20 protein-coding genes and 1 riboswitch are annotated in these 25,510 nt (G+C 38.3%); of the genes, 7 read left to right on the top strand and 13 right to left on the bottom strand.

Annotation, left to right across the window (positions count from 1 at the left end):
- Positions 1-35: 35 nt before the first annotated feature.
- Entirely contained in the window at positions 36-773 is a 738-nt protein-coding gene (locus BS333_RS06680) for a hypothetical protein (RefSeq protein ID WP_021708443.1), read from the bottom strand.
- Between the two features lie 22 nt (positions 774-795).
- Positions 796-954: a hypothetical protein gene (locus BS333_RS06675; RefSeq protein WP_021708444.1), complete on the bottom strand. Its 159-nt coding sequence runs from the start codon at positions 952-954 to the stop codon at positions 796-798.
- Positions 955-1,301: 347 nt separating this feature from the next.
- Positions 1,302-1,402: riboswitch (glycine riboswitch) on the top strand.
- Positions 1,403-1,526: 124 nt separating this feature from the next.
- On the opposite strand from BS333_RS06675, the gene BS333_RS06670 reads away from it, so the two are divergent.
- The 3 genes from BS333_RS06670 (at position 1,527) to BS333_RS06660 (ending at position 4,413) form a co-directional block, all read left to right on the top strand.
- Positions 1,527-2,903 carry an alanine/glycine:cation symporter family protein gene (locus tag BS333_RS06670; protein ID WP_021708446.1) on the top strand — a complete coding sequence of 459 codons (1,377 nt, stop codon included), beginning with the start codon at positions 1,527-1,529 and terminating at the stop codon, positions 2,901-2,903.
- A 287-nt stretch (positions 2,904-3,190) separates the two neighbouring features.
- Entirely contained in the window at positions 3,191-3,955 is a 765-nt protein-coding gene (locus BS333_RS06665) for a winged helix-turn-helix domain-containing protein (protein ID WP_021708447.1), read from the top strand.
- On the top strand, positions 3,952-4,413 hold the full coding sequence (locus BS333_RS06660; protein WP_021708448.1) for a hypothetical protein: 462 nt from the start codon (positions 3,952-3,954) through the stop codon (positions 4,411-4,413). The genes BS333_RS06665 and BS333_RS06660 overlap by 4 nt, the downstream gene beginning before the upstream one ends.
- Positions 4,414-4,430: 17 nt before the next feature.
- Here BS333_RS06660 and BS333_RS06655 read toward each other — a convergent pair whose 3' ends face one another.
- Complete coding sequence (locus tag BS333_RS06655; protein WP_021708449.1) at positions 4,431-4,997, bottom strand: hypothetical protein; 567 nt, start codon at positions 4,995-4,997, stop codon at positions 4,431-4,433.
- A gap of 265 nt (positions 4,998-5,262) precedes the next feature.
- Here BS333_RS06655 and BS333_RS06650 point away from each other — a divergent pair, with 265 nt between their 5' ends.
- Both BS333_RS06650 and metA read left to right on the top strand, forming a co-directional pair.
- A complete protein-coding gene (locus tag BS333_RS06650; protein ID WP_021708450.1) occupies positions 5,263-6,744 on the top strand; it encodes a carboxypeptidase M32 in 1,482 nt (493 codons plus the stop codon).
- Between the two features lie 239 nt (positions 6,745-6,983).
- A complete protein-coding gene (gene metA / locus BS333_RS06645) occupies positions 6,984-7,922 on the top strand; it encodes a homoserine O-acetyltransferase MetA (protein WP_021708451.1) in 939 nt (312 codons plus the stop codon).
- A 130-nt stretch (positions 7,923-8,052) separates the two neighbouring features.
- Here the strand turns inward: metA and BS333_RS06640 are convergent, their stop codons facing one another.
- From BS333_RS06640 to BS333_RS06610, 7 genes are read right to left on the bottom strand one after another with little or no spacing between them, the layout of a single operon-like run.
- A complete protein-coding gene (locus BS333_RS06640) occupies positions 8,053-8,583 on the bottom strand; it encodes a hypothetical protein (protein WP_021708452.1) in 531 nt (176 codons plus the stop codon).
- A 10-nt stretch (positions 8,584-8,593) separates the two neighbouring features.
- Complete coding sequence (locus BS333_RS06635; protein WP_021708453.1) at positions 8,594-9,139, bottom strand: hypothetical protein; 546 nt, start codon at positions 9,137-9,139, stop codon at positions 8,594-8,596.
- A gap of 32 nt (positions 9,140-9,171) precedes the next feature.
- Positions 9,172-11,562 (bottom strand): hypothetical protein, encoded by a 2,391-nt coding sequence (locus BS333_RS06630; protein ID WP_021708454.1) that lies wholly within the window; start codon positions 11,560-11,562, stop codon positions 9,172-9,174.
- Between the two features lie 17 nt (positions 11,563-11,579).
- A complete protein-coding gene (locus BS333_RS06625) occupies positions 11,580-12,161 on the bottom strand; it encodes a hypothetical protein (protein WP_021708455.1) in 582 nt (193 codons plus the stop codon).
- Positions 12,162-12,217: 56 nt separating this feature from the next.
- Positions 12,218-14,248, bottom strand: coding sequence for a hypothetical protein (locus BS333_RS06620; RefSeq protein ID WP_021708456.1), 2,031 nt, complete (start codon positions 14,246-14,248; stop codon positions 12,218-12,220).
- A 24-nt stretch (positions 14,249-14,272) separates the two neighbouring features.
- Positions 14,273-15,175 carry a hypothetical protein gene (locus BS333_RS06615; RefSeq protein ID WP_021708457.1) on the bottom strand — a complete coding sequence of 301 codons (903 nt, stop codon included), beginning with the start codon at positions 15,173-15,175 and terminating at the stop codon, positions 14,273-14,275.
- Entirely contained in the window at positions 15,172-16,983 is a 1,812-nt protein-coding gene (locus BS333_RS06610) for a hypothetical protein (protein WP_021708458.1), read from the bottom strand. Before BS333_RS06610 ends, BS333_RS06615 begins: the two co-directional genes overlap by 4 nt.
- Before the next feature lie 483 nt (positions 16,984-17,466).
- On the opposite strand from BS333_RS06610, the gene pilW reads away from it, so the two are divergent.
- Positions 17,467-18,216, top strand: a complete 750-nt coding sequence (gene pilW, locus BS333_RS06605; RefSeq protein ID WP_021708459.1) for a type IV pilus biogenesis/stability protein PilW — start codon at positions 17,467-17,469, stop codon at positions 18,214-18,216.
- Positions 18,217-18,471: 255 nt separating this feature from the next.
- A complete protein-coding gene (locus tag BS333_RS06600; RefSeq protein WP_158297032.1) occupies positions 18,472-19,908 on the top strand; it encodes a S41 family peptidase in 1,437 nt (478 codons plus the stop codon).
- A 131-nt stretch (positions 19,909-20,039) separates the two neighbouring features.
- Here BS333_RS06600 and BS333_RS06595 read toward each other — a convergent pair whose 3' ends face one another.
- The 3 genes from BS333_RS06595 to hrpA all read right to left on the bottom strand — a co-directional run bounded on the left by BS333_RS06595 (position 20,040) and on the right by hrpA (position 25,487).
- Positions 20,040-20,555, bottom strand: a complete 516-nt coding sequence (locus tag BS333_RS06595; RefSeq protein ID WP_021708461.1) for an outer membrane beta-barrel protein — start codon at positions 20,553-20,555, stop codon at positions 20,040-20,042.
- Between the two features lie 240 nt (positions 20,556-20,795).
- Positions 20,796-21,275 carry an outer membrane beta-barrel protein gene (locus BS333_RS06590; protein ID WP_021708462.1) on the bottom strand — a complete coding sequence of 160 codons (480 nt, stop codon included), beginning with the start codon at positions 21,273-21,275 and terminating at the stop codon, positions 20,796-20,798.
- 180 nt (positions 21,276-21,455) lie between these two features.
- The gene (gene hrpA, locus BS333_RS06585; RefSeq protein ID WP_021708463.1) at positions 21,456-25,487 is read right to left on the bottom strand and encodes an ATP-dependent RNA helicase HrpA; all 4,032 of its coding nucleotides are present in this window, start codon (positions 25,485-25,487) and stop codon (positions 21,456-21,458) included.
- Positions 25,488-25,510 lie beyond the last annotated feature (23 nt).

Below are 25,510 nucleotides of genomic sequence, written 5' to 3'. Positions count from 1 at the left end.
TGATTTGCCGATCTAGAACTATGAGCCCATCTCAGCTATAACCCCATATCATCAGTGATCGCTTTGATATGCTCTAAATCTAATTTGTTGACTTCAATCAGTTGATCTAATTGGCTCAAACGGGAATTTGCTTCGTCATGTTTATCACAAACGTCAGCCTTAATGTCCCAAGATGTCCCCTCTAAAAAAACATCACACTCTTTACGTAATTTTTCTATTTTAAGTAGCAAGGTTTCACGCTCTTTCTCGAAGGCTTCAAGTTCCTGAGACACTTTCAGTTCCTTCCGAAAAACCTCTCGCGAGCGTTCAAAAATGGTTGCTTGCCTATCTGCTTGGCGATTTAACTTTAGATTCTCATTTTTGGACAGATTCAGCTTTTCATTTTGCTGTTCGATTTGAGCTTTTAGAGAGTCATTAACCTTACCAAGCTCTGTCATTTTCAACTCGAGCGCCTGAAGATTGGATTCAAACTCTTGTTGCTTTTTGTTAAGCACAACCATGACTTTGCTGTCGACTTCTTTATCTAAGCCTGCTTCTCGTTCTTTAACTTGAGACAACAACGCCACTTTAGTGCTTTCTAATGCTTGATATTTTTCATCCAAAGATTGATAGGTTGACTCCCATTGGTTTGAAGTCAGTGTCGCCCCAAGAACGCCGCCAAGTGCAACACCTAATATGACGCCAATAGCGATGTATATCGGAGTACGCTTATCACGTTCCTCTATTACAACAACGTCATCATCCTGATCATCAATATTCTGCTGAGAAGTCACTTTTGTCTCCAAAATGTTTAAGTTAACGTGAGAGCTCTGCAATCACAAGAGATGCAGTATATATGATGAATAGACCAATCAAAGAGATAACTGTCCATTTTTGTACTTTCTCGTTAGTACGATAACGAAAAAGCACGAAAGCGAACCCAATCAATAATACTATCGCAAATAATCTGGTCATATTTCCCTCCATTGACAACACCGAACACGCTCGGCAAAAGAGTGATTGTATCTCATTTTACGAAGACCACTTGGGTATAACACCACCTAAAGTTTATTTTATATCCAAATTGACTCAGGCGCTTGAGTATAAATATCATTTATTTATTGAAATAAAAACAAAACATGATACATTTCACGAGTTGATGATGACCAGCATCATCAACTTACCTTTACTCTTTTTTTGAGTAAATGTTCCGATGAAGACTGCAGGAGAGTGGTTATCAACTAAATAATAACATCTATTTAGTTTAACCCGCCGAAGAATTAACTATTTCAGGTGCTACCCCGGTAGCAGGGACTGTCGTTGGAGGAACCTCTGGAGAGAACCGTTAAATCGGTCGCCGAAGGAGCAAGCTCGATCCTCTTGGACGAGTGAAACTCTCAGGCAAAAGGACAGAGGAGTGGAAAGTAACAACCTAACTATTACCGATATTTGGTCACTCACCAACTTAGATAGCTTAGCTATGCTTGAGAGTTTTAATCTCTGCCTTTCACTCTTCTCCTTATTAGTTGTTTTATTAAGGGGAAATCATGCAAGACTTACAATTTTTACTTCAAATCATTGACGATTTCGTTTGGGGACCTCCACTACTCTTATTACTTGTGGGCACCGGAATCTATTTTACGTTTCGACTTGGTCTGATTCAGTTTAGACATTTACCGACCGCTTTAGCGATGGTATTTAAAAAAGACACATCGTCAAGTAAACAAGGGGATGTCTCAAGCTTTGCCGCTTTATGCACGGCTTTATCTGCAACAATAGGCACAGGTAATATCGTTGGAGTCGCTACCGCAATACAACTCGGTGGGCCTGGTGCGTTATTTTGGATGTGGTTGGCTGCGTTATTTGGCATGGCAACCAAGTATGCGGAGTGTTTGCTCGCCGTTAAATATCGCCGTACCGATGAAAATGGCCAAATGACAGGTGGCCCTATGTATTATCTAGAATACGGTATGGGCTCTAAATGGCTTGCTGTTATGTTTGCAATTTTTGCTCTAGGTGTCGCTTGCTTTGGTATAGGTACTTTTCCGCAAGTCAATGCGATTTTAGATGCTAGCGAGATCTCTCTCGGTGCAAATCGTAATTTGGCAGCATTTATTCTTACTATTCTCGTTGCTGTAGTTACGCTTGGAGGCATTCAATCTATCGCTAATGTGGCGGGTAAAGTCGTACCAACAATGGCGCTCTTTTACGTTCTTTCATGTATCTGTGTTCTCTTTATGAATGCAGAACAATTGCTCAATGCCGTTAAATTAGTCTTTGTTTCTGCCTTTACTCAAACGGCTGCCACTGGCGGTTTTTTAGGAGCAAGTATCATGCTTGCCATACAATCGGGAATTTCTCGAGGGATGTTTTCAAATGAATCTGGTTTGGGAAGTGCACCAATGGCTGCCGCCGCTGCCAAGACGGACTCATGTGTAAAACAAGGTCTCATATCCATGACGGGAACCTTCTTTGATACGATCATTATCTGTACCATGACTGGACTGACTCTCATTCTGACCGGGGCTTGGCAAACTGATCTCTCTGGTGCCGCCATGACTACTCATGCATTTTCTGTTGGGCTTAATGCACCAACATTTGGCCCAATGCTTGTCTCTATTGGACTGATGTTCTTCGCATTTACCACTATTCTAGGCTGGAATTATTATGGTGAAAGATGTGTTGTCTATCTTTTTGGCACTAAGGCAGTGCTTCCTTATAAACTCTTATTTATAAGTTTGGTTGCTTCTGGTGCTTTCCTCCACTTAGATATCATTTGGATACTGGCCGACATCGTCAATGGATTAATGGCAATTCCTAATTTAATTGGCTTAATTGCACTAAGGCACATCGTACTACAAGAAACAAAGCTCTTTTTCGCATCAAACTTCAGCTCTGTTCCGACGAGACAGCTTAATGCATAAAAACAACTTTAACCCGTTTTGAATGAATAGGACTTAAGCCCAAAGAAATTTCTTTGGGCTTTTTCATTAGGGCTTAAAATCACCGTATTGTGAAGCAGTATTGATAAATAACTATTCAATCAAGGCAAAAGTTGCATCTAAACAGCTTATATGGTTTTATTTTATATAATGAATCAATATTTAATATTTATTATAAAATGAGAATCTTCTAATGCACGAAAACCTAATGCAATTTGAAGGTTTCCAAATGAGTAATAATTTCAGTGATTGGATATAAACAGTAATTTATGATCTTATATGACCCTATTAAAAACACATTATCCAATTCAATAAGAACAATTAAAGTAGGATACCGAGAGTCTCAAATTCTTTCCGTCTTACTTGAACACTCACCTGATGTGGTAAAAAAACAGTTCATAATTCAACATGCTTGGGAAAGCGAATACATTGGAGAAACCTCACTCGCTAAGAGTATCAGCGTCCTGAGACAGACATTTATTAAATTGGGTATAAAAGAGTCACCCATTATCACTGTTCCGAAAATTGGTTACCGATTAGCAAGCAATGTCGTCATTGATAAAAAAGAGTCTTCTGCCGTCTCAAAGACAGTGCCTGAAGCTCAAACTATTCACGATATTGTCAAACCTCAACCTAAAGCCTTTCTACCTACTGCAAACCAATTAAAGCCCCATAAAAACACGGCATTATATTCAATTTCAGTCTCTTTGCTGATACTAGCAAGTTACATTGGATTTAATAAATTTCAAACTGAACTGAGTTACCATGATGGTAAGCAATACATTAAAAACTATCAGGTAGGGAAGTTGGAGGTTTTCCAAGATATTGATCAACAACCAGATAAAAATATGCTGACCTTTCTTTCTGAAAACCAATGTGATTGTGCCGTTTTCATTGATAGAAGTGAAAACTACTCTACCCTTGCGTGGTTAAGCAAAAAGTCTAAAAAATCGATCAATATCTATTTCAAAGAGAGCCAACTTGATCAAGTTTCAAACGAAATCAAAGAATTTATCAAGGAAACGGAACTGTGAAGCCATATTTTGCAATCTTTATCTCATCTATTCTTTTAGTCGTAGTCTGGCAGCTGCCCTATCAGCATAACATTGAAGAAGCAGAGTTTTACCAACGCTCCGTCGAGCTTTTTTCGACGAGCAAGCCTGTCCGCATGGAGGGGGTTACAAAAATCCGTAATGGTAAGGTCATTCATATCGCTTCTTTAAGCAATGCCTCACTTTCCAAACCCATTGTTATGCGCTTTAAAGGTGAACTAGAAACGTTTGCAAACTCAAATTTTTCAATCTTGGGAAAAATAAATCTACTTTCCCTTGAAGAAGTGCGTGCGCTTTTGAATCATTCGGTATTATCACCCTACTTACTGCTAGAAGATGAAACCGTTAATATTGAGTATACTCTTTTGTTCAGAAATAAAGACTTCTCACTTGTCTATAATAATAGGACAAAACGTACAACCTTACTTGCAAGGCGTTAGTTTTCTGATTTTGAAAATCAATCCCTTAACCAGCGCTCATCGTTGTGACCTTCTTGGTTCCTAAAAAACGTTGAGTGCTGCTGCCTAAATTGATCAGCTTTTAGTTCATGGGCTGGCCAATTATTAAAGTCTTCTCGAATATAGAACTCGTTGATACCAATCTCTATGCTGCTGATGTTCGACGCAATATATCGGTATAAATAACTCTCTCCTGAGGTTTCACACTCCATTGGGCGGTGAGATCTTTTCTTGTGGTTCACTGATAATGCAATCCATTTAATATCCCCTTTAGTACAATGATCTTCAGCCAAGATGTCTATTTCTAATTTATTATCCAGAGTGGTGCCTAAAAAAACAGCAACAGATTCTTCAAGGTAGACGCGTCTTAACAATAGCTGCCTTGTATCTTTTGTACGCGTCACTTGAATCCCATTACTAAAAGGTATGAAATATTCCCAATGCCATTTCCATTGCATACCTCGACTTAAAAACTCTTGCTGAGGCGTCATCTTCCAAGCCATAGTACCTAATAAGATTGCTATAAAAGCAATTAAAATGATCGTAAAACGAAACAATAAACGCATCTAAAGATACTCTCTTCTTACTTCTTTTATGAGTGGCTTGCCGAGTTATTTAAATTGAGTCACTATACTCATGTCAACCCAAATGACCTAAAAATACCTGTTCCAGAACAAGCGTTCTTGTTCAAACATTTTTGCACTTCAAATAAGCAATAGACATAGTAACAGAAAGTTATACTCAAGTGACTCAAAGTCACTTGACTCAAAGCATCTTGATGCAATATCAATGATAATGTCATCGAAAATCGCAAAGCATAGGGATTGTTATATGAGCGCATTTCAAAAGCTAATTCGACACTCGCAAAAGGTGTCCCACTTTAATCATCTCTCAGCTATGGTCGGTTGGGACCAAGCTGCGGTCATGCCCAGTGGAGGCAGTCAAGCTCGCTCTGAAGCCATGGCTGAACTTTCAGTACATATTCATAGCCTGCAAACTCAACCTCAGCTACAAGACTGGTTTGCAGAAGCAGAACTCGAGCCACTCAATATTGAAGAACAAGCAACACTTCGCGAGTTAAAACGTCAATGGCAGCAAGCAAATGTCTTACCAGAAAGCTTGGTACAAGCCAAATCTCTTGCAGGCTCAAAATGTGAGCATGCTTGGCGAACTCAAAGAACCAACAATGATTGGCAAGGCTTTGAAAAAAACTGGGCCGAAGTAGTGACATTGTCGCAAGAGGAGGCACAAATTAGGGCTGAAGCAAATGGACTTTCTCCCTACGATGCCATGCTAGAACTGTACGAACCTAGAACCACTTCGGCTGGATTAGATAGGCTCTTCAGTGATGTTAAAACTTGGCTTCCAGATCTCATTAACCAAGTCATCGATAAACAAGCCGCTGAACACTTTCTCGAGCCCAAAGGCATTTTTGAAGCAAGCAAACAAAAAGCACTAGGCCTTGATGTCATGAAGTTACTTCAATTTGACTTTAATCACGGCCGTTTGGATGAAAGTGTGCACCCTTTTTGTGGCGGTGTGCCAAGTGATGTACGGATTACCACTCGATATGATGAGAAAGAGTTTGTTCAATCATTAATGGGAATTGTGCATGAAACGGGTCACGCTCGCTATGAACAAGGGCTACCAAAAGCATTATCTGGTTTACCGTCTGGCCAAGCGCGCTCGATGGGTATTCATGAATCTCAATCGCTCTTCTTTGAAATGCAAGTCGGTCGAAGTGATGCTTTCATCGAGCACTTAGCTCATCTTGCAAGCCAGCATTTTACTGGTCATGATGCAGCGCTTTTCTCAAATACTAACTTTCAAAAGCTCTACACTAGAGTTAAAAAAGACTTCATCCGTGTCGATGCAGATGAGCTGACTTACCCTGCCCACGTTATTTTACGTTACGAAATCGAGCGTGATCTGATCAATGGTAAAGTCAAACATTCTGATGTACCTGAGCTTTGGGACTTAAAAATGCAACAGTATCTGGGGATTTCTTCCAAAGGCAACGACAAAAACGGGTGTATGCAAGACATCCATTGGACAGATGGTGCTTTTGGGTACTTCCCTTCATACACGCTGGGAGCCATGTACGCTGCTCAATTTATGGCTTCAATGAAGAAAACAGTGGATGTGGATGCAATCATCAGAACTGGCGATCTCACTCCGATTTTCAATTGGTTAGAAAGCCATATTTGGAGTAAAGGAAGCTTATTAGAAACCCATGATCTGGTTAAGCAGGCTACAGGTGAAGCGCTTAATCCACTTTACTTTAAAGATCATTTACGTTCACGTTATCTTTAATGCGGTAAATGTGAAACCACAAAAACAAGCTGCTTAAACCGAGTGGCTTGTTTTATACCCAGCTTTTTTATACCCAAGTTACCTCATGGAGCTAAAAGTCAATTGGGTGTAAAGTTAACGATATTCACCGAAGTCATGCATGGCAACGGTACACACTTTTAACATTCTTATCGACATCTCACGGTATTTAAGTTAGGTTTAGACATATGGACGTCTAAATTTTAACAAGGAGAGATAACGTGCCCATCAGAATTCCCGATCAGCTTCCTGCTAGTGACGTATTGAAGACCGAAAATATCTTCGTCATGAGTGAAAGTCGTGCTGCAAGCCAAGAAATCCGACCTTTGCGTGTATTAATCCTGAACTTAATGCCTAAGAAAATAGAGACTGAAACACAATTTCTTCGCTTACTCTCTAACAGCCCACTCCAAGTGAACGTCGAGTTACTTCGAATTGATGACCGACCGAGTAAAAATACGCCAACAGAGCACCTTGATACTTTTTATCGTCAATTCGAAACCATTAAAAATAGGAACTTTGATGGATTAATTATTACCGGTGCGCCACTGGGGTTAGTTCAGTTTGAAGATGTTATCTATTGGGATCACCTTAAAACCATCATGGAGTGGGCAAAGCAACATGTAACGTCGACACTTTACGTATGTTGGGCAGCACAAGCAGGGCTTAAATTGTTGTATGATCTACCAAAGAAAACTCGTAAAGAAAAGCTCTCTGGTGTTTATCATCATCAAATTCATCACCCCTATCACCCTATTTTACGTGGTTTTGATGATTCTTTCTTAGCACCGCATTCGAGATACGCGGACTTCTCCCCTGCTTTTCTAGAACAACATACTGATCTTGATATACTTGCAACGTCTGATGTGGCTGGTGTCTACTTAGCAGCAACTAAAGATAAACGTAATGTTTTTGTCACAGGTCACCCTGAATACGACGCCCAAACCTTACATGGTGAATATATGCGTGATCTAGGTGAAGGAATGGAACCAGCTATACCCGTTAACTATTATCCAAATAATAATCCAGATAATTCACCGGTCGCTAGCTGGCGAAGTCATGGTCACTTATTATTTTCAAACTGGTTGAACTACTGTGTTTACCAACAAACACCATACGATCTGGAACACTTCAGCGAAGCAGCATTTACGCATGATTAACCAATGGCATAACCCGCCAAAAGATGCATCTTTCTAAAAATTAAGAATGGTCCCCCAAGTAACCTAAAGATAGCCTAAATTAAGTATCTTAAGGTTACTTGGGAATAAGCTTGGTATGCAAGAAACTTAATCAAAAAGATTCTAAGAACCTCACTCGTATCGGACCTGTCTCATAGTAACGTACTCCCCGGGAAGGCCTAATCATCACTCTAAAATCTGTACAGTTTTTTATATACACATCTTCAAAAGAATAATTAAGAGAACGCTCTCCATCATAAAGGTTGTCGATTTTTTTTGTTTTAATAAGTACATTTTGATTATTAATACTATCGATGCATTCAAAAACAATATTTATGCTTGGTTCGTAACGCCAGTCCACTTCAATGTTTATAGGTGTATCAATTTCCATATTCACAACTTCCGGTGGGTCTCCCGGTAGTTGTCCAGTTCGATATGGCCAACGTAAGCCTCTATTCCAATCTTCGATGAGTATTTCTTGTTCACTGTTAATTCCGTCAAACAAGAACTCTACTCCAGCAATATAACTCACTTCATAGTTTTCATCCATGTATGACGATTTAAGTGGATATGGATTAGAAAATGCAAGATCAGTTATAAGTAGACAAAGTAAAAATACTTTCAACCGACTGAATTTAATCATTATAAATTCCTTAAAAACTTTCTAATATTTTCACATTGGTTTGCGATAATATTCCGAAGAAGTCAGCCGATGATTCTATATGAAGCTTCAATAAATCACATTGTTCAAAGTTGTTTATATCAGTGACCCAATAGAGAGGAAATCGTCCTTGATGACCCCTGTAAGTTTCTGAGTCACTGTAAATTATTTCTCCGTTATTATCATGACAATCAAGTATGACTGATACACTGTCTGGTCCCTTCATACAAGGTATCGATTTATCTCTATCCACAGGCGGAGCACCACACACCTCTCTGCCAGCGGCAAAAATTGGCGAGTACACTGTAATTTGAGCCTCTTTTGGTGGAGAATCAATGACATCTATCGTGAAAAGTGTGCTTTTTTCACTTGTTAAGCGAGGCAAAAAATCATACTCCATCCCAGAAACAAAATTACCGCTCACTTTAGTGGCATAAATTTCATCAGGAGATGCGACACTGTCGTTCATAATAGTTATTGCTGGAGTCATTAAAAAAATTAGCTTTAATATATATCTATTCATGTTTAACCATTTCATTGAGTTACTTTTTTGACTGTGACCTGCACCATCTAATGAAGGTCTTTAATAGAACCATCTATTTTACTAACTTCAAAATATTTCATTACATTATCGTCAAACGATACTTCAACATAAAGATTATGCTCGCCAAGCATGAAACCCCTTAAGATAGGTTCAAAGCTCAGTACAATAGGTTGACTGCATCCATCTAAAGATACGAGATCTTCTCGATCACAAATAACTTGCCGATTATAACTGTCTCTTAAAAACATGGTTGTGTTGATCTTATCTGCTTGTCTTAGCTTATCAATAAATCCACTTTCAAAGTCATAACCTAAATCTAGGTAACTCTTTTTCTGAAAAAAGTATTGAGCGTTATTATCCCTAATATAACGACCAACCGTTACACTTGAGTTAACAAAATTTCTATTTGATGCAATACGCAAGCTAATGTTTGAAGCATTTTTATACCAATCATTTTCGATAACAGTACTAATAGAACTTGGAATAGGAAGATTATTGATATCGATCTCTTCTCCTTGTTTAAACTGCCAATGAAATGCTAACTCAGCCATATTATAAATATAGCCTGATACCTCTCTTGGAAAAGATAACCAAATCCCTCCTTTGGCATACTCACCAAATCCAAGGCCATCATAACCATATAAAGTTTTCCATACTTCACTCGGTTCGTTATCGTAGTGATGTTGGTTATTAATTGCCTCTGATGACGACCAGCTAATCATGCTTTGTGGAATGTCGACTCTTACATTCGGATTGAAAAGACGAACTTGGTCAGGCAGGCTACAAAAACCAGATATAGGATAAGAATAGATATCTCCCGATATGTTTTGATGAGCATTCCAATATTCCTTTAGAACAGGAATAACTCTGTATTCGTAGTTTTTACCGTAAACAATGTTCGCCTTAATACTTTTTCCATCTACATTAATGTACCCATCAGAGTCATTTAAGGCACTAGAAAATGTGAGTTTTTCAATATCGAGGCCTTCCATGCCAAGTTGATGTCGCACATTCATTGAATTGACTCTTTCCATTAGGTCATGACAGGCCAATGCTCCTTCGTGTGGTTGAACTACCGATTCAGAAACATGCAATATATTGATGTATTCTGTGGAATTCTCATCTCTTGTTCCTGTATCTGACGTATTGGTTTCGTTATCAACATCAGTGGAGCTATCTGTCTCAGTGGAGCTATCTGTCTCAGTGGAACTCTGATTTTCAATCACATACCCTTTACTCTCAATATCTTTCAACTCTCGAAATGATTCAAGTTCAGTAATGCTATTATTTGATGAGGATATTAAGTATTTCTTAGTAATGAAGTCATCAAATTTTATCTTAATATACAGATCTTGCCTGCCTGAAAAGAAATCCCGAAAGCTATTTTTAAAAGAGTTAAAAACTTCTCTGGAGCAACTAAAATTAGAAAACTTATTTCTTTCATCGCATCTTATTGGTTTACCATATTGATCGATTGGGGTAAAAGATTCATTGAGTGTTTCTGATTCACTAAGTAACCTTAATAAAACTTGATTTTCAATATGGTAATTATTTTTTATAGATTTAATAAAGTGATCATTACTAAAACAAGAGTCATCTTTGGAGACAATGGAACGATCAGCATTACTGAAATCGGAATATAGTGAAAATGTAATTTCAATGGGCTTGCATGAATCAGACCACCCCTGATAAACCCGCTTTTCAACGGAGTCTGGAATTATTGTAAGCATTGAATTATTTATCTGTATCTCTTCAAAGTCCCAAAGAAGTGCAATGGAGTCATTAATTCTAGATTCTTCCATGGGTAAGCTATATGGGTAATGTAGCCATATCCCTGATTTTATATGGTCACCAAAGCCTATTCCATCAAAACCATATGAATTTTTTAAGAAATCGTAGGGTATATTATCATATTTCTCCTGATTTTCTACCGCTTGATTCGATTTCCATTCGGTTACTTTAGGATCAACTTTGACATTTAAATGACTATTTGAGATTAGCACGGAGTCTATAATTTCGCATTGCCCTACAAGGCTTATTTTTGATGGTTCTATATCAGACTCTATACTCCCATCACCTATACTGTAAAACCCATAATTTATATAATGTGTTTTTATCGAGTCCAAATCAAATTGATCATTACCAAAATAAATTTTTGACTGCATATCCTCAAGAACAGATTTACTAAACTCAATATCTTTTTTATTTATAAATGATTTATCATAAATACTTTCTCCACTTGAAGAAGACATTAAATCTAATAAGTTACCACATGATGAGTCCATTAATTTCTGTTCACCCTTCATTATAACAAGAATGCTGTCATCACTGTATTCTGAGTCTTCATATTCCAATGCCTTCAGAAAACCTGAATACATAATAAATAAAAAATAAATAGCTTTCTTAGTTCTAGTCATAAATGGTATTAACCTGTCTACCTATTATTAATAAAATCACGTGCTGCACTTCTGATCTGCTCATTGATAGACATCGCTTCTTTTCCTAGTAATTCAGCCTGAGCTAAAGCGGCTTCTCGCTTTCTTTCAATCTGCTCATCTAACCATTCAACATTATCTCCACTTTTAAAAGAATCATTTCTTTTCACCATGATTTCCTTTATTTCATCTATTTGGTTTTTTTGTTCTCTTACTTTTTCCAAATACTGGTTAATTGGCTCTTCTAGATGTGGGAAGTGCGTTATAATTTCTGACATTGCTTCTGTTTTAGAAATGTTATCTAAACCTTCATCTTCTAAGTTGATTTTAAAGGTTTGTTCAGACGTATCGTTATCTATTTTATTTTCATCATTTTTTCTAAAGTTATCCCTAACCTCTATGCTATTATTTATTTTGTAAGATTCATTTATTTCATCACCTATTTCTATTTCAACTACCTCATCTGAACTTGAATCAATTAGATTAATATCGTTGATGATTTTTTCACTTTTCTCATAAAAGAAAGCATAGTAAGCACAACCACATAGAAGTGATGCAAAAAAAATTATTTTTATTTTCATTTATTATCCCTAAATTTAATAAATTGCTGGAGAAATATCTCCAGCAATTTTATCGCTTAATCACATCTATTTTTGTCAATGCAAACTTTTACATTAATTAAGGCACTGCCCTCATTAATAACATACGAATCTTTGTTAAAGCTCTTACGAATTGTTCCATACTGGGTACTTGTACTAGAAGTCGTTCCTTGAGCTTTTCCACCTCCAAGGCTATCAAGTGTTTTAAGAACAACGCCACCTATTTGACAGAATAAGTTTTGAGGACAGATACCCATAACACCTTTAGCAATGTCATTACCAACTGAGCTGGTTTCTAGTTCTGGATTGTCTTTATCAACGACCTCAACTTTATATTCTTCCGCGTATACAGCAAGGAACATTTGCCACATATCGTTATACATCTGAAGCTCAAAGCTATCAGCCATTTCACGAGATTCACTTGGATTTGCTCCTTGAGGTTTCACTTTTAGACTACAGTGCATTCCCATATTGTCTCGAGCAGTGGTTTTAACTTCATCCCAAGACTTCGTTTTAGTTCTAAACCAACTCCATCTTCGGCTGCTCCCCGCATTTCTCCAATAGCTATTCATACGATCAACATTGATTGTACAGAAACCACTCACTTTTCCTGGATAAGCATAATAGCTGTAAGATAAGCCAACCGGCTGTGTAAATACGACCTGATTATCCAAAGGCTGGTAATAGCTCTCTTCTACAGTCCAAGAAACAGGTTTAGAACTTCCTGAGCTTGACGAGTAGCTTGTTTCCATACTGTGTTTATATTCACCACAGCGTGCCCCTTTTGTTACATAGAAAACGAAGCCACCAGAACCAAAGGCTTTTTCATCCATTGCTTTAAAACTCAATTGTTTTGGACGTTCGTCACTTTCTAAGCGCTCAAAAGGCATCTCCCATACATCTAGCGCATCCTTTTTGACCAAAGTGTCAGCTGGATAAGTAATCACATTCTGATGGTAAAGTGGTACTCCGCTTGATTTAACCTTAAAGTTATCAACAGTCACGCCAGAATTTAACCGAATATTGAACACTTCAAGCTGTTTTACATCGAAGTAAGATTTTCCAGACTTTGCAAGTATATTTTTCAAGTCTTTTGCTTCATTGTGATAAAGATTATATCCCGCTGTTGCACGTCCAACAATTTTACTTTCTTCTTCTTTGAGTGTTTCTTTTTCTATATTGAATGAGAATTTCACAACATCTTGCTGAGCCTTTACAATAGCTGAAGCAAACTTTATATCATCCTGAATTAACTCTAACTCTTGTGCATTTGCTTCCTGATAAGCCTTCTCAGCATAATACTCGCCTCTAATAGAATCTTTATTTCTCTTCACTTCAGATAAATTCGATGAAAGCGAATTAATACGATTATCGTACTTTGCATTTAATGCTGATAACTTTGATGAGTATTCACTATTAGCATCCTGAATACAGGAAAGCATTTTAGTTGTATCACTCGTGTTTGCCGATACACAATTTGTTATCTTGTTGGATTTTTCACTCGTTAAACTAAGAAACTCACCGTTCCTTTTTGTTTCTATATCCTTGAGATCATTTTCAATTTCGCTTTTTTCTTGAGTGTACTCAAACCATAAGCTTTCAAGGCTTTTAAATTTTGCAATTCTATCTCTATTTTCTAAACCAGCGGCCCTTACTTTGGCTCTATTTTCTTTAATAATATTCAACATGTCAGTATTTTGATTAGCGATTGAATAAGTTATTTGAAAATAGTTACTGATGTATTCACCATTATCACTAGCCCTTTGCTTTTCTTCAGCAGTTAGCGGCATCGTATATGTCTGGCGTCTCATATTTAAATAATCTGAACACATAGCACCACTGCTATCTAGCTCCGTATAATCCCCTTTGATTTCTTTAACATTTGCAGGGCCAACATGAAGCGTGTTCCGATTCTCATGATCTGGTACGACATTACCGATACTTGATGGGAGCTCAATACCCAATTTACTAAGTGGATCGCCTTTCGTGGTATCAGGCATTGAGTTAGCACTACTGTGGCATAGGCCAAGTGCGGTAACAATCGCTACCTTCAAAATATTTTGTTTCACAAATTATTCCTTATTTTAAATCTATTAGAGCTTATTGTGTATATCTTTTAACTCTTTCAAATCTTCATCTAATATATTTCCATTATTTTCCAACCACCTTATTTGTTTTTCTATAAATAATTTCACCTCCTGTTTTGATCTTTTCACCTTAGAATCTTCCAATCTAAATATAACAAGTACTCTCTGTATCTCTTGACTGCAGTAATTAAGTTCACCACTTTCACAACTTACGTATAGTTCCTCTTGTGCTTGTTCTAATTTACTTACTAATCCTTCAGCTTCAATTCTATCCAGAAAATCATCACTATTTTGAGCAAATCTTTTCAAGAAATTAATTGTCATCTCTAAAGTATGCCTTACCGTTATATAGTTTGATGATGGAGCTGTACTACTTAACAAAAAAGCGATCCAATTATCACGTGTATTTAGACCATCTATATATGTATTAATTGAATAAGGGTCTGGATATGATGTAATACTATCAACTACCATTAAACATCCAGGTTTCATAACTTGAAAACCTGAAAGCCCATCCATTCGATTGAATTTCACTTTTAATTGCTCATATTTATGGTTTACCGTTGCAAATTGATTCTTCTCTATACGATCAGCAGATACACTGATATTTAACTTTTCTCTTTTACTATCATACATTGAAAAGTTTAGATTAAGGGGCCTAAGTGACTCACATGTAAAGTTATACTCTAACTTTGTCTTGTAACTAAGATCTTTAAACTTAGTGTTTTCTTTAAGGTAATTAGGTGTAATGGTTTTTTCTGGATCAAATTTACATTTTGGTGTGAATCGAGTTCCATTCGACATTTCAACCCTTTTACAGTCCCTCTCCGCACTAAAGATGACTTCCCCTGAAAAAGATTTACTGGCTGATATAATTAGAGAGAATAAAAATAGCATTTTAAATTTCATTGAAAGTTCCTATTATTTATATTTGCTGTTAAAGTATATTGATTTACTTTACCTTGATTATTAGTTACGGAAATGATCATCTTTATTTCATTATCATCGTTTGTACAAGCTCGATAGGCAGACTTTTCAAGTTTCATTTTTATTGTATTCATGGTAGAAATTTCACCACTCCCACTTGGTAAGAAACTTCCTCTCATCGTTCCTAGTTCTTTAACACCTGTTAACGCCTGTATCTCATTATAAAAGCTAGGTATCCAATGTACTCCGTTCATGGACAAATATAAAATATCAACATTTTTAATTTCTTCACTAAACTTTGTTGTATCATTATTTAAACGCCAAAATACATTTATCTCTCTGTCTTTTTTGAAATTATTTATTGCTTTTAATGATTCTAATCTTTTTAATAGCTTATTTTTTTCATTCACCAATTGAAAAATTCGTAACTTCAGATCTTGGTTATGTCCTTGTAGTCTAATCTCTTGCATTACTCTCTTTAAATCTTTAATTACTTCTACACTTTTTATACTCAGAGATTTTATTTCAGGTTCTGTTTTTAAATAATCATCGCATAACCATAGAGGTTCATTTTCAATAGGATGTGTGTAAACTCGACCAATAAATTCAGCTTCCGAATTATTGTTTAATTCATCAAAAATAGTATTTCCATCACGATTGATAGATAAAAATGCTACATTAATCGCCGCTTCTAAGTAACTTAAGTTATTATTTGTAGAATTATTCATGTAATTAGACAGCTTTTCCTCCAAAAAACCAGAGATATTTATTTTTGGATCTTCATCATTCTGGCTAGATTCTCCATCATAATTTGCACTCAATTCATAGGTGTTTAATTCTCCCTCAATCATAAAAAGCTTATCTTCAAAATATGTTAATTGTTGGTCAACGCCATTGTAGAATAAAGGTGGATCTACCTGATTTAACGGCTGAATGCATACTTCTTTAGAGACTTCACCACACCAAAACATTGAAATATTTGCTTCTAAAAAGTCAATATTTACTTTTTGGAAAAATTTCTGCCTCTTATCTACTCTCAGTTTATTTATCCGATTGGTAAGTCTATTAAGCCTCTTATTTAATTTTTTATACTTACTTTCTATAACAAGTTTTTTATCTATATTTTTCAGTAAGTTCCAGAACATCAAATTGTTATTCTTTATTAACTCTAGTTCTGAAAGGATATTCTCAACTTCATTTGAGTTATAAAATGGATAGCTAGACACTTTGGAAATTACATTATTATACTCATCGTTTACTTCTTTCTCTAAATGTAAAGCTAATGAATATCGGTTGAATAAAGCAGTTTGATTTAAACCATCAGTTAGATTCTCTACTTTTCTAATTCTTCTCAACCTAAACATCATTTTTTTAAATTCAAGACTTGCTTTGCTATTTTTTTCTGTTTTTCTTTGAATAGTGTGAAAGTTATAAAGTTTTTCATACATATCCTGATGAATAACTGTTCCTTGAGGAAACAGTTGATCAATTATATTTTTACTTTTTAATATCTGAGTTATGTGGACCCACTTTACTCCCAAATTTTCTTCATATGCGTCGACACTATCTAAAATAATATCTTTCACACTACATGGCACATCAATGGTCTTAAAACATTGTAAGTCATGATCTAATTCGGATGCTTCACACACATCATTACAACTTTCTTCATTATATTGATAATAACAACTTTTGGGCTCAAAGTTTGTGAGTTGTATTGTAATCGGACATTCATCTGCGAATAAAACCGTACTGTTAATGAATAAGGAAATTAATATAAATCTATTCACTCAGACCTCTATGTTCAATTTACATAATTATTTTTAAATACTAAAAAAGCAATAAATCCCCTTTTTTATATCAACTTTCAAAGTAAAAATAAATATTTTAAAATTAATTTATAGAAATTCAAAAAAACAATATAATTATTGGATTATATTTTTCATCAAAGAAACAAAAAAATTATTATATTTATTTGCATCATTATAAATGATCATAAGTGTGACATTTAACAAAAAAATAATTTTATTTAATATTAAATTTAACTTTTAATTAATGCTTGTTGTCATGATGCTAATAATCAACATCAATATAAATTCAATTAAATTTGAAAAATACATTATTTTTCAAAGGCTTTTTTGTTAACTTTGCAAACTGACTCGCAGTTTTTCTATTTTAAAAATGCATTTTTCACTTAGAATCATTAGGTTACTTATTGATAGGCCACCTTTATAAAAATAGAAACTTACATATGAACATAGACAGAATTGGTCATGACCCCCAATAAAAAAATAATTTATCTATTCAATAGTTTACGCACGATCTTTACCTATACAACCTCGTTGTTCATCACTGGTTGCGTTACCGTAACAAATGGGCAAACACAAAAGGTCGCCGACCCAATTCAATTATCTGAATCAAGAGTTAATCTTGGTGTTGGTTACCTTCAACAAGGTAATATGATTCGTGCTTATCAAAATTTTCAGCAAGCGCTTATCTACGCACCTAACTATTATCGAGCACAGCTATCTATGGCGCATTATTATGAACGTGTCGGTGATGAACATAAAGCTAACAAGATGTACCAGTCTGCGCTGAACACAAATTACAAAAATGGTCATGTATTACATAACTATGCCACTTTTTTGTGTAAGAAAAACCAATATGATGCAGCGGATAGTATGTTTAACAAAGCAATTACTCAACCTGACTACTCGCTTGTACCGAACAGCTATGAAAACGCAGGCCTATGCGCTTTAAAGGCAGGTAAGACTGAGAAAGCGAAATACAATTTTCGCCGCGCAATTGATCATGATCCATATCGTCCAGTGTCTTTACTTCAGTTAGCGAAGCTTCAGTTGGAAAATGAAGAATACCCCTCTGCTGAGAAAAACTTGTCACACTTTTATCAAGCATTTGGTACCACCAAGGCTTACCTCGAATTAATGGTAGTGCTCGAAACCGCGTTGGGTAATATGGTAAGCGCTGAAGAGTATCAAGATCACCTTGATAACCTAGTTTAAGGTTAAGTTTGAACATTACTGACAACTGGAATTGTTGGCTTTTTTTTGTCTTACCACCCACAATTATAATTATGTTCCTTTTGCTTGGATCTGCCATTGTCGTTCAAACCTAATTCACTTAAACTACTCTCAATTGTATTACCCTTCGCATTCATTTGGGGATGTAAAGAGAGCACTTCCCCAGATCTGTCTTGGTCGATGGATGATTTCTCCACCCCTTCTTACCAGCTCAAACATCAATGTAACGAACCCAGAATGGGTACAGACCCTTTCAATGGCAAGTTTTACCCTGATCGTTATGGTTCCACTTTCTCGGAAAAGATGTATCTCAGAGCATTTAACCACGAAACCTATCTTTGGTACGACGAAGTCATCGATACAGATCCTCAGACTTATGACACCGTCGCTCATTATTTTGCTTCTTTGATCACTTCAGCCAAAACACCTCAAGGCCGTTTCAAAGATCGCTTTCATTATATAGCTTCTTACGACGACTACATGAAGGCTCAAATAAAAGGGCTAAAAGCTGGGTTTGGGTTCCACTTTAAGACCTTACATAATCAACCTCCAAGAGACATTAGAATTGCTTACACAGATAATCATTCCCCAGCTTCATTGGGGGGGGTTGTTAGAGGGGACCAATTATTAGAAATAAACGGCATCGATGTGGTGAACACTGAAGTCGAAGAGGAACTGATGTTGATTAATCAAGTTCTGAGTGCCCCTGATTTAAACCAAGCGGTAACGTTTATGTTCCAGTCTACCGAATCTCATCCAAAGGTTGTCACTTTAACTGTCACAGAAGTGATAACAACGCCTGTTCGTAACGTTAAAGTTATTCCCCTGCAAGACAAATATATTGGCTACATGCAATTTAATGCGTTTGTCAGTCATGCTCAAACACCATTAATTGAGGCATTTACTCTTTTCAAAGAGCAAAACATCGACGAGCTGATCATTGATTTACGCTATAACGGAGGTGGCTTAATCGGTCAATCTGCTCAGGTGGCTCATATGATCAGTGGTAAAGGTGAAGCCTCTCTTTTTGCTGAACTAATATATAACGACAAAATGGTCCACATCACTCAAGAGGGGCACAATCAATACCATTTTATCGACCGCCAAATCGATTGGGAAAACAACCGGCCTACTCAGTCATTTTTACCATCGCTCAATACACAACGGCTATTTGTCCTCACTTCTGCACAAACCGCCTCTGCAAGTGAATTATTAATCAACGGCCTTCGAGGGGTGGATATTGATGTCATACAGATTGGCTTACCAACTCTGGGCAAGCCTTATGGTTTTGTTCCCGAGCAGAACTGTGGCAATATGTATTTCACCGTACAGTTTCAATCCGTCAATGCCAAAGGTTTCTATCAGTTTGACGACGGGTTCATTCCAACTGACAAGAACCAGGTATCAGCAAATACTGGTTTAGATAATCTTGTCGAAGGTTGCCTTGTTAGTGATGACCTTACCCAGCTATTGGGAGACCCTAAGGAAGGGTTATTATCTGCAGCATTGGAATACATTACTAGCCATCGCTGTCCTGATGTGGAGCCAACGGTTAACGCCAGTTACAACGCGGGATACATACAGCATTCTCCCTCATTATTCCTTAAAAAAATGCCGTGGCACAATGAGAGCATTCACCTACCACTTGATAATATCTACCCTCATAACCCGTGAACTTCATCGCTCTTGGTGGCTGAATATGAGTGGATATAGCTTTTTAGTAACAAAACCCAAGTAACCTCAAGATACTGTATTTAGTTTAAGGTCACTTGGGTTTCGTTTCGCTGTATTTTCGTAGGTAGGTTTTAAAAAAAATGGAAGGTAATATTAGCGGTTAGACTATGAAGAAATTCACTCTTTTTATTCATTTCTAAACCAAAAACTTGATACCCGGCCCCAACAGACAAGTTTTTTAACACTAAGTACTCTAAGCCCAGGCCAAACATGTATGAAATACCATCATCTTTGTATAAATAACTAATATCACCTTTATAATCAATATTATAGGAGTTAATGCCGCCTTTTGCGTATAGGTGTAGAGGTCCAAAGTTCATGCTCGGCTTAACAGCAGCATAATAAGAAGCAAGATCTGCATTTCCATTCAATCCATGGAATGTGAAATCCATATTCCCATGCCTAAAATAGCCAAATTCAAGCCCGATGAGTGGCATAATTCCAGTCCCTACATGCAACCCATAAGTGAGATCTGATTCACCATCAACACGTGCTTGACCGATTTGACCACCAGCATAAAGCCATGAATCGGCTAGCACGGGTGATGCCCATAATGCCAATGCTAATAATGAGATTCTTCCTTTCATCGCCATCCCTTCCCTGTTTTATTTAAAGTGAAATTGGCACAGTATCGCTTGTATGTATTTGCTCTGCTGCTGTGTGCATGCCCAATCATTTGGATTCCTTTGACTATGAGTACATCAGTGAGATTAGAGAACAAATTTATGATAAAGATATAATTAAACTATATACCTAATGCCGTTTTTCATCCAAAAAAATACCAGCTAAGTGCTGGTATTTTAAAACAATGGCCATTAAAGCAATAATTACAAGAAATGTATCGTCGCGTTTAATGAGAAGGTATCAACGTTATCTTTGTCTATAGTGTAGTTCATGTAACTTGCACCTACAGATACAGGGCCATAGATGAAGTATTCTGCTCCAACGCCATACATGATGTCTAAATCGTCATCATTTTTTGCACCAGAAACATCTTTGTCCCATTGGTGAAGGCCACCTTTCGCATAAACATGTAGTGGACCAAAATCAATACTTGGTTTTAAAGCAGCGTAGTATGATTTTAGTCTTGTCTCATGACCTGAAACTTTAAACTTACCATGCTGTGTAACACCTGCTTCAACACCAATTATTGGTAGGATGCCTGTACCGACATGTACAGAGTAAGAAGTATCTGTTTCGCCTTTGTAATCAGCTTGACCAACAGAGGCACCACCATAAATCCATGAGTCTGCCATTACCATAGAAGAAGCACTGAGCAGCGCAGTTGCCAATAGAATTTTCTTCATCATCAACCTTTGTCTTAATTATTGCTCACTCGAAGAACATGAGCGTTACACATATGAGGAAGGGGTATAACGCTTCCTCGTTTTATCGTATTAGAGCAAGGTTAAAACGTTCCCACCTCCCCCATTGGATGAGTATTGCCGTAATAACCCTGCGCGAATACCGCCTATTGTACCGCTTGTTTAGCAGGCATCAATCGCATTTTTGATACGTTTGTCAGAAACTGGGTAAGGAGTGCCTAATTGTTGAGCAAAAAAGCTCACTCGAAGTTCTTCGATCATCCAACGGATTTCCTTAACATTTTCTGGAATAACCATGCCTTTCGGGATCTTGTTAAGTAGTTCTTTATAATCGGTAGTTACAGATTCGACTTTCAGCATGTGTAAACGGTCTTTGTTTGGATCGATCGGTAGCTTCTCCATACGGCGCTCAATCGCACGCATGTAACGCAGAATATCTGGAAGACGCTTCCAACCACATTCTGTCGCGAAACCTTTGAAGATCAATCCTTCAATTTGTGCTTTGATGTCCGATAACGCAAATGCCATCGTGAAATCGATCTTGCCTTTCAGCTTCTTATTGATGTTGAAAGCCGTTGTCAGGATGGTTTCCACTTGCTGTGCAATTTCCACCACGGTATCACCAAGTTCAGCACGTACATGTTCCTTCAGAGCGTCAAATTTTTCAGGCTCCCAAACCAAGCCGCCCTGCTCTTCGATCAATTTATCAACACCACACGCGATACAGTCATCAATTAAGTCTAGAACTTTACCATACGGATTAAAGTACAGACCCAACTTCGACTTATTCGGTAAATTGGTGTGCAGGTATTTGATTGGCGACGGGACATTTAACAAAATCAGGCGACGTTGTCCCGCCTGCATCGCAGTAACTTGTTCAAATTCCGTTTCATAAAGTTTAATTTCAACACTGTCTTTGGCATCAACAATCGCTGGGTATGCCTTAACATCATATCCCCCACGTTTTTGTTGATATACCTTAGGTAATTCACCAAAGCTCCATGTTCGAAGTTCTTTTTGCTCGATATCATCATCCGCAACTTTTGAAAGGGTCTCTTGGACTTTATCTTTTAAGCTCTCTTTCAATTCATGCAGATCTTTGTTCTCTTTTAACTTGCGGTTTTTATGATCTACGGCACGGAAAGTCACCTTTAAATGCTCCGGAACTTGTTCCATATTCCACTCTTCACGCAGAACTTCTACCCCAGTCATTCGGCGAAGCTCTTTCTCCAATGAATCGAGAAGTGGTGCTTCCATTGGTGTGACACGAGCTAAAAATGCATCGGCGTAGTTTGGCGCAGGCACAAAGTTTTTACGAACAGTCTTCGGCAGCGACTTGATCAAGCTGACAATAAGTTCATGACGCAAGCCTGGGATCTGCCAGTCAAAACCCGCAGGCTCCACTTGGTTCAAAATCGGTAGTGGCAAATGCACCGTTACACCGTCACTATCTTCTCCAGGTTCAAATTGATAGCTTAACTTCAGCTTCAAATTATTCTGATACCAAAAGTTCGGATAATCTAAGTCAGTAACATGGCTGGCATCGCCCTTGAACAACATCTCTTTCTCGAAGTTCAGCAGTTCTTTGTTCTCTTTCGATGCTTGCTTCCACCACGTATCGAAGTGTTTGCCTGAAACCGCATCAGTACTGACACGCTGATCATAGAAGTCAAACAATTCATCGTCATCGACTAAGATATCGCGTCGACGCGATTTGTGTTCAAGTTCTTCCACTTCTTGAAGGAGCTTGCGATTTTGCTTGAAGAACGTGTGCTTAGTTTCCCATTCTCCTTCCACCAGCGCACTGCGAATGAAGATTTCACGACTCACGGATGGATCGATACTGCCGTAGTTCACCAAACGCTTCGGCACAATTGGCACCCCATAAAGCATCACTTTCTCGTGTGCCATGACTGCTGCACGTTTCTTCGACCAATGCGGCTCACTGTAGCTACGTTTAATCAGGTGCTTCGCTAACGGCTCAATCCACTCTGGTTGAATCTTGGCGATGATACGACCCCAAAGTTTTGAGGTTTCCACCAACTCAGCAGACATGATCCACTTGGGTTGTTTCTTGAATAGCCCCGATGCAGGGAAGATATGGAAACGAGCGTTACGCGCACCTTGGTATTCATTCTTCTCTTGGTCTTTCATACCGATGTGCGACAACAAACCAACAAGGATTGAGCTGTGTACGCCATGGTAAGACGCAGGCTCATCGTTAAGTTTGAACTCCATTTCACGCATTGACTGGTGAATCTGGAAGTACACATCTTGCCATTCACGCACGCGCAAGTAGTTCAAGTAATCTTGTTTACATTGCTTGCGGAACTGGTTACCCGTTAGCGCTTTTTGCTGCTTCTGGATGTAATCCCACAAGTTCACAAACGTCAGAAAATCTGAGTCTTCGTGGAAGAAACGTTTGTGCTTGTCATCGGATGATTGTTGCTTGTCACTTGGGCGCTCGCGCGGGTCTTGGATCGACAATGCCGCCGCGATGATCATCACTTCTTTCAATGCACCTTGCTTTGGTGATTCCAATACCATACGAGCTAAACGTGGGTCGATTGGAAGGCGCGCAAGTTGACGGCCAATGCTGGTTAGGCGTTTTTTACCACCTTGAGAAACGGGATCCTTCGCTTCTGCGTTAATCGCACCCAGCTCTTCCAACAAGCGAACACCGTCTTGGATGTTACGTTTGTCAGGCGCTTCCACAAATGGGAAGGCTTGAATATCACCCAAACCAAGTGCTGTCATTTGCAAGATAACCGACGCTAGGTTGGTACGCAGGATCTCAGGGTCGGTAAACTCCGGACGTGACTCAAAATCTTCCTCTGAGTACAGACGGATACAGATACCCTCTTCCACACGACCACAACGACCTTTACGCTGGTTCGCACTCGCCTGAGAAACTGGCTCGATTGGAAGGCGTTGGACCTTAGTACGGTAACTGTATCGGCTGATACGTGCCGTACCCGGATCGATCACGTACTTGATGCCCGGAACCGTTAACGAGGTCTCTGCTACGTTGGTGGCCAATACAATGCGGCGACCAGCATGAGGTTGGAAAATTTTGTTCTGCTCACCCGCCGACAAACGCGCGTAAAGCGGCACAATTTCCGTGCTCTTCAGATTACGTTTAGACAGTGCATCAGCGGTATCACGGATCTCACGCTCACCGTTCATGAAGATCAGTATGTCACCTAAGCCTTCATCACATAGTTCATCGACCGCTTCGAAAATACCTTCAAGCTGGTCACGATCGTTGTCATCATCACCACTTAATGGGCGGTAACGCGTTTCTACTGGGTAAGTACGACCTGACACTTCAATGATGGGGGCATTGTTGAAATGTTTTGAAAAACGCTCAGGATCGATGGTTGCCGACGTGATGATCACTTTCAGGTCAGGACGACGTGGCAACAACTCTTTCAAGTAACCCAAGATGAAATCAATATTAAGGCTGCGCTCGTGCGCTTCATCGATAATGATGGTGTCGTATTGATTCAAGAAACGGTCATGCTGAATCTCAGCCAGCAAGATACCGTCGGTCATCAATTTGATTTGGGTATTCTCAGAGATCTGATCGTTAAATCGAACCTTGTAACCAACAAACTCACCAAGCTTGGTTTCCATCTCTTCGGCAATACGGTTCGCAACCGAACGCGCCGCAAGACGACGAGGCTGAGTATGGCCAATCAGGCCGAACTTACCTCGACCAAGCTCCGCACAGATTTTTGGTAGCTGAGTAGTTTTACCTGAACCAGTTTCTCCTGCAACGATAACCACTTGGTTTTCTTCGATCGCTTTCGCAATGTCGTCACGTTTTTGGCTGACTGGCAGGATTTCAGGGTATTCAATCGTTGGCTGGTAGCGACTACGTTGCTCCACAACCATCATAGATTTAGCGATATCTAATGCGATTTCATCAAACACAGCGTTACGTGCTGCGTCTTTTTTGATTTTGCTCGCACCAGAGATTCGTTTACTCAAGCGGAAGCGGTCACGCATCATGCACTGGCTAAGTGCCTTGCGTAGTGACGCCGCGTTATTTACTTGAGCCTGAGGCGCAGCATTCTGAGAAGCTTGTGCTTGAGATGCATTAGCCTGCTTCGCTTTGGCATTTTGAACACCAGCTGACGGTGTCGCTTGCTGTTCAGCGGGATTCTTTTTTGAGGGCTGTGACGAAGTCAAAGCGTTTCCTATTCTTTTATTAT

The organism is Vibrio azureus, from assembly GCF_002849855.1.
Classification (GTDB): Bacteria; Pseudomonadota; Gammaproteobacteria; order Enterobacterales; family Vibrionaceae; genus Vibrio; species Vibrio azureus.
The sequence above is the reverse complement of the archived record's forward strand: the minus strand, read 5'-3'. Positions and strand labels throughout refer to the sequence as shown.